The organism is Vibrio splendidus 12E03, assembly GCF_000272105.2.
Lineage (GTDB): Bacteria > Pseudomonadota > Gammaproteobacteria > Enterobacterales > Vibrionaceae > Vibrio > Vibrio splendidus_I.
The window spans coordinates 21,844-34,851 of record NZ_AJZD02000350.1; the positions used below are offsets into that span (position 1 = coordinate 21,844).

Annotated in this window: 14 protein-coding genes; all 14 read right to left on the reverse strand. The window is 46.9% G+C overall.

Annotated elements, in window-relative coordinates:
- Positions 1-16 precede the first annotated feature (16 nt).
- Entirely contained in the window at positions 17-697 is a 681-nt protein-coding gene (locus A142_RS22935; protein WP_019820324.1) for an urease accessory protein UreF, read from the reverse strand.
- Between the two features lie 40 nt (positions 698-737).
- A complete protein-coding gene (locus A142_RS22940; RefSeq protein ID WP_019820325.1) occupies positions 738-1,334 on the reverse strand; it encodes a HupE/UreJ family protein in 597 nt (198 codons plus the stop codon).
- A gap of 73 nt (positions 1,335-1,407) precedes the next feature.
- A complete protein-coding gene (ureE, locus tag A142_RS22945; protein ID WP_019820326.1) occupies positions 1,408-1,860 on the reverse strand; it encodes an urease accessory protein UreE in 453 nt (150 codons plus the stop codon).
- A gap of 141 nt (positions 1,861-2,001) precedes the next feature.
- Positions 2,002-3,705 (reverse strand): urease subunit alpha, encoded by a 1,704-nt coding sequence (ureC, locus tag A142_RS22950; protein WP_019820327.1) that lies wholly within the window; start codon positions 3,703-3,705, stop codon positions 2,002-2,004.
- 39 nt (positions 3,706-3,744) lie between these two features.
- Positions 3,745-4,080, reverse strand: coding sequence for an urease subunit beta (locus A142_RS22955; protein WP_019820328.1), 336 nt, complete (start codon positions 4,078-4,080; stop codon positions 3,745-3,747).
- Between the two features lie 11 nt (positions 4,081-4,091).
- Positions 4,092-4,394: an urease subunit gamma gene (gene ureA / locus A142_RS22960; protein WP_004735119.1), complete on the reverse strand. Its 303-nt coding sequence runs from the start codon at positions 4,392-4,394 to the stop codon at positions 4,092-4,094.
- A 133-nt stretch (positions 4,395-4,527) separates the two neighbouring features.
- On the reverse strand, positions 4,528-5,475 hold the full coding sequence (locus tag A142_RS22965) for an urease accessory protein UreD (RefSeq protein ID WP_019820329.1): 948 nt from the start codon (positions 5,473-5,475) through the stop codon (positions 4,528-4,530).
- On the reverse strand, positions 5,472-6,167 hold the full coding sequence (gene urtE / locus A142_RS22970) for an urea ABC transporter ATP-binding subunit UrtE (RefSeq protein WP_019820330.1): 696 nt from the start codon (positions 6,165-6,167) through the stop codon (positions 5,472-5,474). Before urtE ends, A142_RS22965 begins: the two co-directional genes overlap by 4 nt.
- Position 6,168: 1 nt before the next feature.
- Positions 6,169-7,011, reverse strand: a complete 843-nt coding sequence (urtD, locus tag A142_RS22975; protein ID WP_019820331.1) for an urea ABC transporter ATP-binding protein UrtD — start codon at positions 7,009-7,011, stop codon at positions 6,169-6,171.
- Entirely contained in the window at positions 7,008-8,180 is a 1,173-nt protein-coding gene (urtC, locus tag A142_RS22980; protein ID WP_017095402.1) for an urea ABC transporter permease subunit UrtC, read from the reverse strand. The genes urtD and urtC overlap by 4 nt, the downstream gene beginning before the upstream one ends.
- A gap of 10 nt (positions 8,181-8,190) precedes the next feature.
- The gene (gene urtB, locus A142_RS22985; protein ID WP_019820332.1) at positions 8,191-9,819 is read right to left on the reverse strand and encodes an urea ABC transporter permease subunit UrtB; all 1,629 of its coding nucleotides are present in this window, start codon (positions 9,817-9,819) and stop codon (positions 8,191-8,193) included.
- A gap of 160 nt (positions 9,820-9,979) precedes the next feature.
- The gene (gene urtA / locus A142_RS22990) at positions 9,980-11,266 is read right to left on the reverse strand and encodes an urea ABC transporter substrate-binding protein (protein WP_019820333.1); all 1,287 of its coding nucleotides are present in this window, start codon (positions 11,264-11,266) and stop codon (positions 9,980-9,982) included.
- Between the two features lie 294 nt (positions 11,267-11,560).
- Positions 11,561-11,788 (reverse strand): zinc ribbon domain-containing protein, encoded by a 228-nt coding sequence (locus tag A142_RS22995; protein WP_017056199.1) that lies wholly within the window; start codon positions 11,786-11,788, stop codon positions 11,561-11,563.
- 36 nt (positions 11,789-11,824) lie between these two features.
- Entirely contained in the window at positions 11,825-12,826 is a 1,002-nt protein-coding gene (locus A142_RS23000) for a sensor domain-containing diguanylate cyclase (RefSeq protein WP_019820336.1), read from the reverse strand.
- Positions 12,827-13,008 lie beyond the last annotated feature (182 nt).

Below are 13,008 nucleotides of genomic sequence, written 5' to 3' on the forward strand. Positions count from 1 at the left end.
TCGTTAGCGCTGACCGCTACGAACGAAATAGTCGTGTGTATTGTGTTTCGTGCAGTGAACTCGCTAATGCCATCGAAGGCGAAAAGCTACCTATCATCCAATCTTCTATCGTGCGTGCTTTCTCAATCACCTCGGGAAAGGTGTTGGTGATATTAATCAGCGCCAACTGCCCGTCGGTTTGGCCTAAAGGCACTAGTTTGACTCCAGCCGTAACGATATTTTCAAGCCAGCTCCATAAGTAACCTTGCTTGAGACTTTCTAAATCGATGCCCCAATGTTGAGCGGCAATACACATACCCAACAGTTGATTTGGGTGGCTATCAACAGAATCCACCAGCGAAATATCGATCTCTAAGCGCTTCAACAAGGTATTCAATGCATGCCCACGCTGCTTTTCTTCTGCTCGTAATTCACTGGTTTCACGACTTGAGTACAAGTAGTTGCACCAGTGCTCAATCTCATCGAGTTCACCTTTTTCTAGAGCATTATAAAGGCGCTCTAAGATGGGCAACTCCAAAGTCGCGACACTTGAGCTAACGATGGTATTTAGCCACTGCTCCATGCTATCGCGATTGGTCACCCACCCCGCCTCAACCGCCAGTTCTAAGCCTTGCGAATAAGTGAAACCACCAATCGGCAACGAAGGACTGATCAATTGGAACAGACGATAAATCGCGACATTTCCTGTTGTGCTCATATTCTGCTCTCTGTCTTCTAGAATCGAAAAATTCGAGAGCTTACGCGCCTAACAGTAATACTGCGCTCGCTGAAGCCACGCCTACTGACAACCATTTAGAGTAAACTGCGCGGCCTACAAACGTGCCGATAACCATTAATGCCAAAGCAGTGATGCTCATTCCTGATGCAAATTGAGTTAAGTTACTCGCAGCTTCAACACCGTGTGCGTAACCATGGAAAAACAACATCGTAATAGAAGCGACTAATACACTGTTTACACGCTTGGTTGATGGTGAGAATACGTGCCATAGACATAGGCTGACGACGAACAGAGAAGCGATGATTGCTGGTTCAACAATCACAGAAAAACCTAAGGCTTGGCCTGCGATAAGCCCAACGACCAATGAAGCCAATCCACCGCCAATCAAAGCGGCTTTTATCTTGGTTGAAAACGACAGTGCGCCAATTAACAGACCAAAAGCGATCAGCATGATCAGGTGATCCATACCTGTCACAGGGTGAGTTAAGCCAGACATAAATGAGTGAGACTCATGAACCGAATGCGAACCATGTCCAGGGTGAGCCAAAGCCATCGTTGATGTTGTTAGAGAAGCCAGTGTGAAAGTACATAAGCCAGCAGCTGTTTTAAAGTTCATCGCGAGTTCCTTGCGTTTATAGTTATTAATATCGTTGTTATATAAATCGTTTAGTGAGCCATCAATGACTCGATTAGTGATGGTGGTGGTGACCGCCAGAGCGACCACCGTATGCGCCACCTTCTGGTTCAAAAGGTTTTTTTTCCGTCGTTACTGTTGCGCCTAAGCCTTCAACCATTTCATCTAGAACATGGTCATGCTGATAACGCACCCAGCCCGCCTCGACTTGTAGTGGCACATGTCGGTTACCTAGGTGGTAAGCAACACGAGTTAACAGGTGTGAGTCTTCACAGTAAACAGTCGACACGGTTTCCGGCGCCGCTTTTACTTCGACAGTTAAGCCACACTCACTAGTTAATTGCTCTCCGCCACGCAAGATATGACCGCGTGGTAGAAACAACCCTGCATCACGGCCATCATCCAATGTCACTTTAAGGCGACTTTTGATGCGGCTATCGATCGGTAGGCTTAAAAAGCCATCTGGAGCCTTGTTCAACTCCGCTTGAATTTGAGTAAGTTCAATCATGCTATTACCTCAATCTCCTTGTGAGATTTATAACGTTCAAATTAAGTGCCCTCAGCCAAGAGCAAAAATAGAGGCTTCAGCTAAAGGTTTAAAATAAGAGCCTTCAGCTCGCAGTTAAAACAAAAGCCTTCAGCTGAGCTATTAAAATAGAAAATACCGCTGTGCCATTGGAAGTTCTTCAGCCGGCTCACACGTCAGCAGTTCACCATCAGCGCGTACTTGATACGTCTGAGAATCAACCTCAATCTTCGGCATCCAGTCGTTCAGCTTCATGTCAGCCTTGCAGATGTTTCGGCAGTTGCTCACAACACCAATTAGGCTCTTTAGTCCCAACTGCTTATCGATGTTCTGTGCCTTGGCTTCTTTGGAAACAAATAGCATCGATGTGTTCTGACACGCCTTGCCATAGCTACCAAACATAGAACGGTAGTGAACGGGCTGAGGTGTTGGGATAGAGGCATTAGGATCGCCCATCGGTGCCATCGCGATCATGCCTCCTTTCAAAATCACACTTGGTTTCACTCCAAAAAAAGCTGGTTTCCATAAAACAAGATCCGCCAGTTTGCCTTCTTCAATCGAACCGATTTCATGCGCCATACCGTGAGTGATGGCTGGATTAATGGTGTACTTTGCAACGTAGCGACGAAGACGGAAGTTATCGCTGTAGTCAGAATCTTCTTTTAGGCTGCCACGTTGCACTTTCATCTTGTGTGCAGTTTGCCAAGTTCGGGTTACCACCTCGCCTACGCGCCCCATCGCCTGTGAATCCGAAGCAATCATAGAGAACGCGCCTAAGTCATGAAGAACGTCTTCTGCAGCAATGGTTTCACGGCGAATACGTGATTCAGCGAACGCGACATCTTCAGCAATCGACGGGGAAAGGTGATGACACACCATCAACATGTCTAAGTGCTCATCGACCGTATTGATAGTGTAAGGTCGTGTTGGGTTAGTCGAAGAAGGCAGAACGTTGGGTTCGCCTGCCGCTCGGATAATATCGGGAGCATGACCACCGCCCGCACCTTCAGTGTGGTAGGTATGAATCACTCGGTCGCCAATTGCGCCAAGTGTCGATTCAACAAAACCCGATTCGTTCAGAGTATCGGTGTGAATCGCAACTTGTACGTCCATCTCGTCAGCGACACTCAAGCAAGTATCAATTGACGCGGGCGTGGTTCCCCAGTCTTCGTGCAACTTCAAACCCACAGCGCCGGCTGCCACTTGCTCACGCAGTGCCTCGGGTTGGCTCGCATTGCCCTTACCTAACAAACCAAAGTTCATTGGGAATTGATCGAGTGATTCCAACATACGGTGCATGTTCCACGGACCCGGTGTACACGTGGTTGCGTTAGTCCCTGTGTTTGGCCCAGTGCCACCGCCTATCATGGTAGTCACACCCGACGCCAACGCTTCTTCAATCTGTTGCGGGCATATAAAGTGGATATGTGAGTCAATGCCACCAGCGGTGAGAATCGAACCTTCACCTGCCAAAATTTCCGTGCCCGGGCCAATTACTATATCAACGCCTGGTTGAACGTCTGGGTTACCCGCTTTACCCAACGCTTGAACTCGGCCGTCTTTGATGGCGACATCGGCTTTTACAATGCCCCAGTAGTCCAACACAATCGCGTTGGTGATCACCAAATCTGGCGTTTCGGCACTTGGACGTTGGCTTTGCCCTTGTCCATCACGGATAACTTTACCGCCGCCAAACTTCACTTCGTCGCCGTATACGGTGTAATCCTTTTCAACTTCTAGCCATAAATCAGTGTCAGCAAGACGCACTCGGTCACCGACTGTTGGCCCAAACATTTCGGCATAAGCCTGTCTGGATATCGTCGCCATGTTCAATCCTTTGTTATTTTCATTATTCCGTGGGAGCACTTAGAGCTTGCCCATCACCTTTCCTTGGAAGCCATAGATCTCTAACTTACCGGCGTAACGCACTAACTCGACGCTGCGAGACTGACCCGGTTCAAAACGGGTAGCAGTGCCTGCTGGGATATTGAGTCGAAAACCTTTAGTGGCTTCTCGGTCAAAGATCAGCGAAGGGTTTGCTTCATAGAAGTGGTAATGAGAGCCAATTTGCACGGGACGATCGCCAATGTTTTGTACCTTAACGGACGTCGTGGCGCGGCCTTCATTGAGAGTGATATCACCCGGTGCGGTTTCTACTTTTCCGGGAACGAATCCTGAGTATTGTTTTGTGGAGCCAGCCATATTTCTTCTCCCTACACGATAGGTTCATGAACGGTCACCAACTTGGTGCCATCAGGAAAAGTAGCTTCGACTTGTACATCTGGGATCATGGAAGGGATCCCCTCCATAACGTCATCGACGGTAAGCAGTGTGCGTCCAAAATCCATCAATTCCGAAACGGTTTTACCCTCACGGGCACCTTCAAGAATGGCACTGCTGATCAGCGCTATAGATTCTGGGTAGTTGAGTTTTAAGCCTTTTTGCTTGCGCTGCTGTGCCAGCATTCCTGCGCAGAAGATAAGTAGCTTATCTTTTTCTCTTGGTGTTAATTCCATTTAGCCGCCCGCTGTTAGTGTTGTTTTCTTATTGCTCAGAAACGCATGAGCAGTAAGTGGGATTCAATCACAGCAAGCTTGAAAAAATGTACCGAGGGCCGGAAGTCGCCCTCGGTACAAATAGGGCTAATCGCTAAGTCGCCCAAATCCTTGGTAAATCAGGAGTCGTACCACATAAATGAGAGCGAGTTGCTTGCCATATCTGACCAAAGGCCTGGAGGATATCTTCACTCCAATAACCCAAGGCTCGCACCACAATCAATCCTTCTATCTGCGTCGCACCCAATATTAATGTGGGTTCACTCGACGTTTTTGATGTAACTGATTGCTGTGAAGCTTGCTGTGTAATAGATAAGAGCAAGCTCTGTACCAACTCTAAATCTTGCTTCTCATTTGAGGTAATATAAAAGGTTCCCATCATTGAATAATCAAGTAACCCCATATTTATCATTAACTTATCGCCACCGTGAAAATTAAATCCTTCCGTAAGAAGCCTTTGATTATCAAGATAGATTTCTGTTTTCCCTACAAGGTGACCATGCTCAAATCCCTCATTCTGTGCAGGTCGCCCAAAACAGTGCATTTCCCAACCCCAAAACTGTGCGCCCTTTTCTAGCCGAATTTCAGTGTCTAAACGTACGTGTGCATTAGGGAAAAAAATGTTCTCTTGCGGCATCCATTCCAAGCGCGCACCTTTCTTCACTCGCAAGGTCTGCTTCTGCTTGGCGTACTTATTATTAGAACGATAAAACTTAGTGGCACCGGGGGTGGTAATTAGCGCATGAGCGCCACTTTCTATGGTCGCTTCAATGTTGAGAGTGTCACCACCTACTACTCCGCCGGGGGGATGGAGTAAGTAGGTGTGACACGTTTCCCCATCAGGATACAAGGGGCGTTGCACCGTAAGCGGACCAGACTGCTGACGATTCTTTAAAACGGTTTTATCACCACGGTCGACAAAGGTGAGGTTTAAGCTCGCCTGCCAGCCGTCTCGAATATCTTGTTCAATGGTTTCATTCAGAGACAAAGCCTCGGTTAGAGAAGCGTCCCTTTCTTCGCTCAAAGAAAATAAAGCACTCATACGGTCAGGTACTCCTTGATCAAGGATTCATTGAGCCCTTTCATTTCTCCTTCCGCGACCTGACGTCCACGGTCAAGAATGCAGAAGCGATCACCAACCTTTCTCGCAAATGGTAGCTTTTGCTCTACAAGCAGGACGGTGAGTCCCATCTTCTCGTTAAGCATGCGAATGATGTCGCCAATCTCTTGCACAATATTGGGTTGAATACCTTCCGTCGGCTCATCCAAGATCAATAGCTTTGGATTAACCACCAGCGCACGACCAATTGCGAGTTGCTGTTGTTGACCACCCGATAAGTCACCACCACGGCGATGCAGCATCTCTTTTAGCACAGGGAAGATATCGAAGATGAACTCTGGGATCTTACGATCGCCCTTCTCACGAATCGGTAGGCCAACCTCTAGGTTTTCTTGAACGGTGAGCATCGGGAATATCTGACGGCCTTGTGGCACATAACCAATGCCTTGGCGAGAACGATCTTCGGCATCGGTTTTCAGTAGCGACTCGCCCGATAAAGAGATGTCACCGCTCTCGACCTTAACTAGCCCCATGATGCATTGCAGCAACGTCGTTTTACCGACACCGTTTCGTCCCATTAATACTGTGCACTTGCCTTCAGGGATCTGCATATCCAAATCCCACAGCGTGTGGCTCTCACCGTAATATTGATTAACTGATTTAACCTCTAGCATCCTATTCTCCGAGATAAACTTGTTTAACTTCAGGGTGAGCCTGCACTTGATCCATAGTGCCTTCAGCCAACACATGACCTTGATGAAGCACGGTGACATGGCTTGCGATAGAACGAACGAAATCCATATCGTGTTCAACCACTACCACTGAGTGCTTGCCTGCCAGAGAATTGAGTAACTCAGAGGTACGGTCCATCTCTTGGTGAGTCATGCCTGCAACGGGTTCATCCACCAGCAATAGCCTAGGGTTTTGCATCAATAACATGCCTATCTCTAACCACTGTTTCTGACCGTGAGACAGGTTACCTGCCAAATTCGCCGCTTCGTCTTTTAAATGAATCAGCTCAAGTACCGAGGTCAGCTTGTCTTTCTGCTCACCAGACATCACAGCAGTGAACGTCGCCCACACGGAGCGATCACCCGCCATGGCTAATTCAAGGTTCTGCCACACAGTTAAACACTCAATCACAGTTGGTTTTTGGAATTTACGCCCAACGCCTGCATTGGCAATTTCGGCTTCGTTCATCTTCGATAAGTTGATGTTCGAACCCAACCACACTTCGCCAGTATCTGGCTTAGTTTTACCTGTGATGATGTCCATCATGGTGGTTTTACCTGCGCCATTAGGGCCAATGATGCAGCGAAGCTCTCCTTCATTGATGTAGAGGTTCAGATCGTTTATCGCTTGGAAACCATCGAAGCTTTTGTTGACGCCTTCCACATACAACAGCACGTTGTGGCGAGTATCGATAGCGGGGTGAATATCAGGTTTAAGGTAATCAAAGACTTGGTCTCGACGAGTGAACGCCTGAACCGATTCCTTTACGCTATTAAATGTGGTCATGCTATCACCTCCTTGGCTTTGTGCTGATCATCCTTATCTTTATCTTGGTTTTTCCCATTTGATGCCTTGCGTAGCTGCTGCCATTTTTCACTGACAAAGCCAATTACACCTTGTGGGAAGTACATGGTCGAAAGAACGAATAATCCACCCAGAGCAAATAACCACACCTCTGGGAACTCAACCGTAAACCAGCTCTTGGCGTAGTTGATGATCAATGCCCCAACAATGGCGCCAAACAGGGTGGCACGACCGCCTAAGGCAACCCAAACCACAATCTCAATCGAGTTAAGCGGAGCAAATTCACCCGGGTTAATGATGCCAACTTGAGGAACATATAAAGCCCCGGCAATACCCGCGATAACCGCAGAAAGAACGAAGACCCACAGCTTGATGCCATCGACGTCGTAACCCATAAAGCGAGTACGTGACTCTGTATCACGAATCGCTAATGCCACACGACCTAATCGACTGGTCACCACCATACGACAAGCGATGTAGCTAAAGATGAGCGCAATGCCAGTCGCGACAAACAGACCTATCTTGACCGCATCACTCTGCAAGCTCAGACCTATGATGTCTTTGAAGTCTGTCAGTCCATTGTTACCACCAAAGCCCATCTCGTTGCGGAAAAATGCCAGCATCAATGCGTAAGTTAACGCTTGAGTCATGATAGAAAGATACACACCAGACACACGAGAGCGGAAAGCTAAATAACCGAACAAGTAAGCCAATGCGCCCGGCACTAGCACCACCATCAGACAAGCAAACCAGAACTGATCAAAGCCCTGCCAAAACCACGGCAACGCAGACCAATCAAGGAACACCATGAAATCTGGTAAGACTGGATCACCATAAACCCCACGGTCACCAATCTGACGCATCAAGTACATGCCCATCGCATAACCACCAAGCGCGAAGAAAGCGCCATGACCTAGGCTCAGTATTCCGAGATAGCCCCATACAAGATCGAGCGCCAGCGCCAACATTGCGTAGCTCAAGTATTTGCCCATCAGTGAGATAGTGAAAGTCTCAACATGAAGCGGATGCCCACTTGGCAACATAGTGTTAGCCAGTGGGATAAGAATCACGGCCGCAAGAATGGCAAGGATGGTCAGCTGCCCACCTTTATCACCACGCATCGCCGAAAGTACAAATGATTTAGACTGCATGATATTGTCCTTAACCTTCAGCCGCACGACCACGTTGCGGGAACAATCCGCGTGGGCGTTTTTGAATAAATAGAATGATGAAAACCAGCACTAGAATCTTGGCGAGTACTGCGCCAGCCCATGGCTCTAAAATCTTATTGAACAAGCCAAGACTCAGACCTGCGACGAGTGTTCCCCACAAGTTGCCGACTCCGCCGAACACCACCACCATGAAAGAATCGATGATGTACGCTTGCCCCATATTCGGGCCAACGTTAGTCAACTGAGACAGTGCTACACCTGCGACACCCGCCACGCCAGAACCTAAGCCAAAGGTCATCGCATCAACTCGTTCAGATCGAATACCCATCGCGCGAGCCATACCACGGTTTTGAGAAACGGCACGAACCTGTAGACCTAGCGGTGTCTTTTTCAGAACCATTAACAAGCCCATAAACACCAAACCACAGAACAAGATGATGTATAAGCGGTTGTAGGTCAGAGACAACATTGGGTTCAATTGCAGTGCACCAGACATCCATTCAGGTGTGCTCACTGAGCGGTTCAAAGGAGAGAAAATAGAACGAACGGCTTGCTGCAAGATCAAGCTGATACCGAAGGTCGCAAGCAAGGTTTCCAATGGGCGACCGTAAAGGTGACGAATCACACTGCGCTCTATCGCAATACCGACCAGACCAGACACAATAAACGCTGCCGGAATAGAGAGAATGAGTGCTAAACCGATATGATTCGGCATTAGCAGTTGCAATACGTAGGTGGTGTAAGCGCCAATCATGATCAGCTCGCCATGGGCCATGTTGATTACGCCCATCACACCAAAAGTGATCGCCAAGCCTATGCCAGCCAACACCAAGACAGAGCCCAAACTCAAGCCAAAGAACACAGTCTCAACACCCGAATAGAGTGCTTGGCTCTGTTGGTAACTATCCATCGCACGTTCTGCTGCAGCGGTAATGCTTGGATCTTGCTCGGTGTTTAACAGTTGGTTCAGTGTTTTCAGAACCACCGAATGTTTGAAGTCACCGACTCGCTCAATCGACGTGACTCGCTCATCAATGGTTGCGCTTTTATCAAGGGAGCTATAAATAGCCAATGAGAGGTCCATCAGCTCTGCCACTTTGCCCTCTGATTCGTTGGCTCTGAGTTCAGCTATGCGTTCGATGATGTCAGCGTCTTTGGTCCCTAACAGATCCAAAACCGCTTTATAACGCACATCAGGATTACTGCTGTTCAGCCCAATCGAGGCTATTTCCCCGCGTAACATCCCGCGAAGTTTGTTATTCACACGAACCTTTTTAAACTGTCTCGCATTCTCGATATTAAGCGTTGAATCATCCCATACTGACTGAGCTGACGTCGCAGTTTTGATACTTTGAATGAGGTAGAGCTGTTTGTACTGCTCGCTCTGTTTCTCATTGAAGTAGTAAAGGTTTCCGTTTAACCAGCCATCTAAAATAGGTTTCGACACATCTTCCGTTTGCGTCTCACTCACCCAATCGATAGCTAATTCTTTATCCGATGTTTTCTTACCAACTAGCGCCTTGGTAAAGCTAGCTTCATCCGTTATTCCAGCAAAAGCCAACTGAGCACTGACTGCCATGAGCAACAGCGCTTTAAATACGTGTAATACGTTTTTCATCCCTGCTTCCTTAACCAACCAAGTTAGATATTGTTATTTTTACTTGGAGGATGTGTGGATAGTGGTTGTTACCTGAAACGATGAGCCTTCCGTTCGCTTCGCCCGTTAAACAGACGCGTTCTTCCCAAACCGGAAGGCTCAATATTCCTGAATTGACGATCTAGTTACCGCCAGAACACTTCTTCGTTTCGACGTTAAACGCACCACATGAGAATGGCTTCGACCAGCTAGAGAACAGTTTTGCCGATTCAGGTAAGTAGCTCGACCAAGCATCACCCGCAACGAGACCTGTGGTTTCCCAAACGATATCGAATTGACCATCGTCTTGGATCTCACCGATCAGGACTGGTTTAGTAATGTGGTGGTTTGGCAGCATGGTGGAGTAGCCACCAGAAAGGTTAGGAACAGACACACCAATCAAGGCATCTTGCACAGATTCAGGATCGGTTGTACCCGCATTAGTGACCGCTTGAGCCCACATGTTGAAACCAACGTAGTGCGCTTCCATTGGGTCATTGGTGACACGCTTTTCACTCTTGATGAACGACTGCCACGTTTCAACGAACTCTTCATTAGCTTCAGTATCAACACTCATGAAGTAGTTCCATGCCGCTAGATGACCAACCAATGGTTCTGTGTCCATGCCTGACAGTTCTTCTTCACCAACAGAGAATGCAATAACTGGGATGTCTTCAGATGAAATGCCTTGAGCGCCTAGCTCTTTATAGAAAGGTACGTTCGCATCGCCGTTTACAGTAGAAACCACAGCGGTTTTCTTGCCCGCTTCACCGAACTTTTTGATGTCTGAAACGATAGATTGCCAATCAGAGTGACCAAATGGCGTATAGTTGATCATGATGTCTTCTTCTGCGACACCTTTATCTTTTAGGTAGGCTTCTAAGATCTTATTGGTTGTACGTGGATAAACGTAATCGGTACCTGCAAGTACCCAGCGCTCGACTTCAAGCTCTTCCATCAAGTAATCCACTGCTGGGATCGCTTGTTGGTTTGGCGCGGCACCGGTGTAGAAAACGTTTTTAGAAGACTCTTCACCTTCATACTGTACTGGGTAGAAAAGGATGCTGTTGAGTTCTTCAAAGACAGGTAGCATGGATTTACGTGATACCGACGTCCAACCACCGAACACCACATCCACTTTCTCTTTTTCGATAAGCTCACGCGCTTTCTCAGCAAATAGCGGCCAGTTTGACGCAGGGTCAACCACGACAGGCTCTAGCTTCTTACCAAGCAAACCGCCCTTTTTGTTCTGCTCTTCGATGAGCATTAGCACGGTATCTTTTAGCGTTGTCTCACTGATCGCCATGGTGCCAGAGAGTGAGTGTAGAACACCGACCTTGATGGTCTCATCAGCAGCAAACGCCGTTGCAGAAGAAAATGAAAGTGTTGTACACAGTGTAGCTAGCGATAAATTGAACACCTTGTTCATGATATTACTCCATAATTGTATTTTTGTTATTCAATTACAGAGTTACAAGAAGAGTGCCAAACTTACAAACCAACGAAATTATTTATAAGTAATTGTATTAATAGAGTTTAAAAGAAACTCACACCAATAGAGTGCATAGCAATCATGTAACTATGTTTCATACTGGTGCAGTGATGGGGGGAATGAACCAAGATGACACATTCCTGTTCTTCAGATACAAAAAAGACCCAACACTTTAGTATTGAGTCTCTGGTATAACATCACCGATGGTCGTTCAAACCATGTAGTTTAAGGCTATTCCGCAGGTTGAAATTCGAATTTTACTCTCGACTTTGATTTCAACTCGTTGCAATCACCGTTGCAAAAATAGCTCGCCGCACCACAGGCTTGAAGCTTCTCAAGTTGGCTGCTGCACTCAGGGCAAAACCCAACTTTAGTAAAGTGAGCCTGACAACTTTCACAGTGATACTTGCCATCCCAAGCTAGCTCAGACTGGCACTTAGGGCAGATATTTTCACTCATTAGCACTTCCTAATTTACGACTATTTTTACAATCTACTACTGCTGAGACTTGGCTTGCTTGATTTGATACATGTTCTTATCAGCTTGTGCGATCAATTGGTCTAATCCTTGAGGATCTTTGTCACAAGAAAGCCCGACACTCACTGAAAACTGCACATCATTGATATAAAGCGCTTGTTGCAGTGCTTTCTCTAAGCTGTGGTAGAAGCTAACAACGCTTTCTTGATCATCAAAACATGAGAACACCACAAACTCATCGCCACCATAACGGCCTATCTTGGCACATGCTGTGGTTGCCTCATCAAGAACTTCGGCAACCGCCAACAACACATCGTCACCAAAACTATGACCATAGGTATCGTTGATTGATTTGAATTTATCGACATCCACAAACAGACACGCCATCACCTTTTCTGAAAAACATCGCTTAGCCAACACTTTTTCGGCTTCATTGAACAGTGCGCGACGATTCAAGCAATGAGTTAGAGAATCACGATTGGCGAAAAAGTTAAGCTGATTCTCCAGCTCGAACTTTTCTAGTGCTACCGAATTCAGGGAAGCCAGTAGCTCTAAGATCTCGAGCTCAAATTCATGTGGTTCAGAGATGTACTGGCTATAAATAGCGAAGGTACCCAACACATTACCGCGCGACGAGATAATGGGGACCGACCAACAGGCATGTAAATTCGCTTGATTGGTTAAGGCCAGAAAAGGTGCCCAGTTTGGGTGTGCATTTATGTTGGAGACCATCACTGCTTTCTTAAGCGCAGCTGCCTCGCCACAAGAGCCTATCCCCGCACCAATTCCTATCCCTTCAATCTGTTGATTGTAAAAATCAGGCAGGTTTGGAGCATATTCAAGGTGCAAAGTCTTTGACTCTGAGTTGAGCAGTAAAATTGAAGCCATGCGCTGACCAAAAAGCTGCTCGGTAAGCTGAATGAGCTTATGATTTAAATCTTTACGATCCATCCCAAGAGCAAGCTTCCGAAGCAAACTGTTGACTGCTCGGTGGCCTTCTAATAAAAATTTTTGTTCCATTCACTAAAGCTTTCAATTGTGTAATTAGGTACGGCTTGTTCTTATGCAAGCTTACTATTGGTTAATAATAACACACTAAATAACCACAACACACAATCGAAGATCATAGGTTGATCTTTCGCTTTATCTATTTTGATCAGCGATCTACCCCAAAAAGAATATTTATATCACCACACACCGAA

Excerpts from the sequence above, each read along its gene's own strand:
- urtE (WP_019820330.1), bottom strand. The coding sequence starts at position 6,167 with ATGCTAGAGGTTAAATCAGTTAATCAATATTACGGTGAGAGCCACACG.
- ureE (WP_019820326.1), bottom strand. The coding sequence starts at position 1,860 with ATGATTGAACTTACTCAAATTCAAGCGGAGTTGAACAAGGCTCCAGAT.
- urtB (WP_019820332.1), bottom strand. The coding sequence starts at position 9,819 with ATGAAAAACGTATTACACGTATTTAAAGCGCTGTTGCTCATGGCAGTC.
- A142_RS22935 (WP_019820324.1), bottom strand. The coding sequence starts at position 697 with ATGAGCACAACAGGAAATGTCGCGATTTATCGTCTGTTCCAATTGATC.
- urtC (WP_017095402.1), bottom strand. The coding sequence starts at position 8,180 with ATGCAGTCTAAATCATTTGTACTTTCGGCGATGCGTGGTGATAAAGGT.
- A142_RS22955 (WP_019820328.1), bottom strand. The coding sequence starts at position 4,080 with ATGGCTGGCTCCACAAAACAATACTCAGGATTCGTTCCCGGAAAAGTA.
- urtD (WP_019820331.1), bottom strand. The coding sequence starts at position 7,011 with ATGACCACATTTAATAGCGTAAAGGAATCGGTTCAGGCGTTCACTCGT.
- A142_RS22995 (WP_017056199.1), bottom strand. The coding sequence starts at position 11,788 with ATGAGTGAAAATATCTGCCCTAAGTGCCAGTCTGAGCTAGCTTGGGAT.
- urtA (WP_019820333.1), bottom strand. The coding sequence starts at position 11,266 with ATGAACAAGGTGTTCAATTTATCGCTAGCTACACTGTGTACAACACTT.
- A142_RS22940 (WP_019820325.1), bottom strand. The coding sequence starts at position 1,334 with ATGAACTTTAAAACAGCTGCTGGCTTATGTACTTTCACACTGGCTTCT.
- ureA (WP_004735119.1), bottom strand. The coding sequence starts at position 4,394 with ATGGAATTAACACCAAGAGAAAAAGATAAGCTACTTATCTTCTGCGCA.
- ureC (WP_019820327.1), bottom strand. The coding sequence starts at position 3,705 with ATGGCGACGATATCCAGACAGGCTTATGCCGAAATGTTTGGGCCAACA.
- A142_RS23000 (WP_019820336.1), bottom strand. The coding sequence starts at position 12,826 with ATGGAACAAAAATTTTTATTAGAAGGCCACCGAGCAGTCAACAGTTTG.
- A142_RS22965 (WP_019820329.1), bottom strand. The coding sequence starts at position 5,475 with ATGAGTGCTTTATTTTCTTTGAGCGAAGAAAGGGACGCTTCTCTAACC.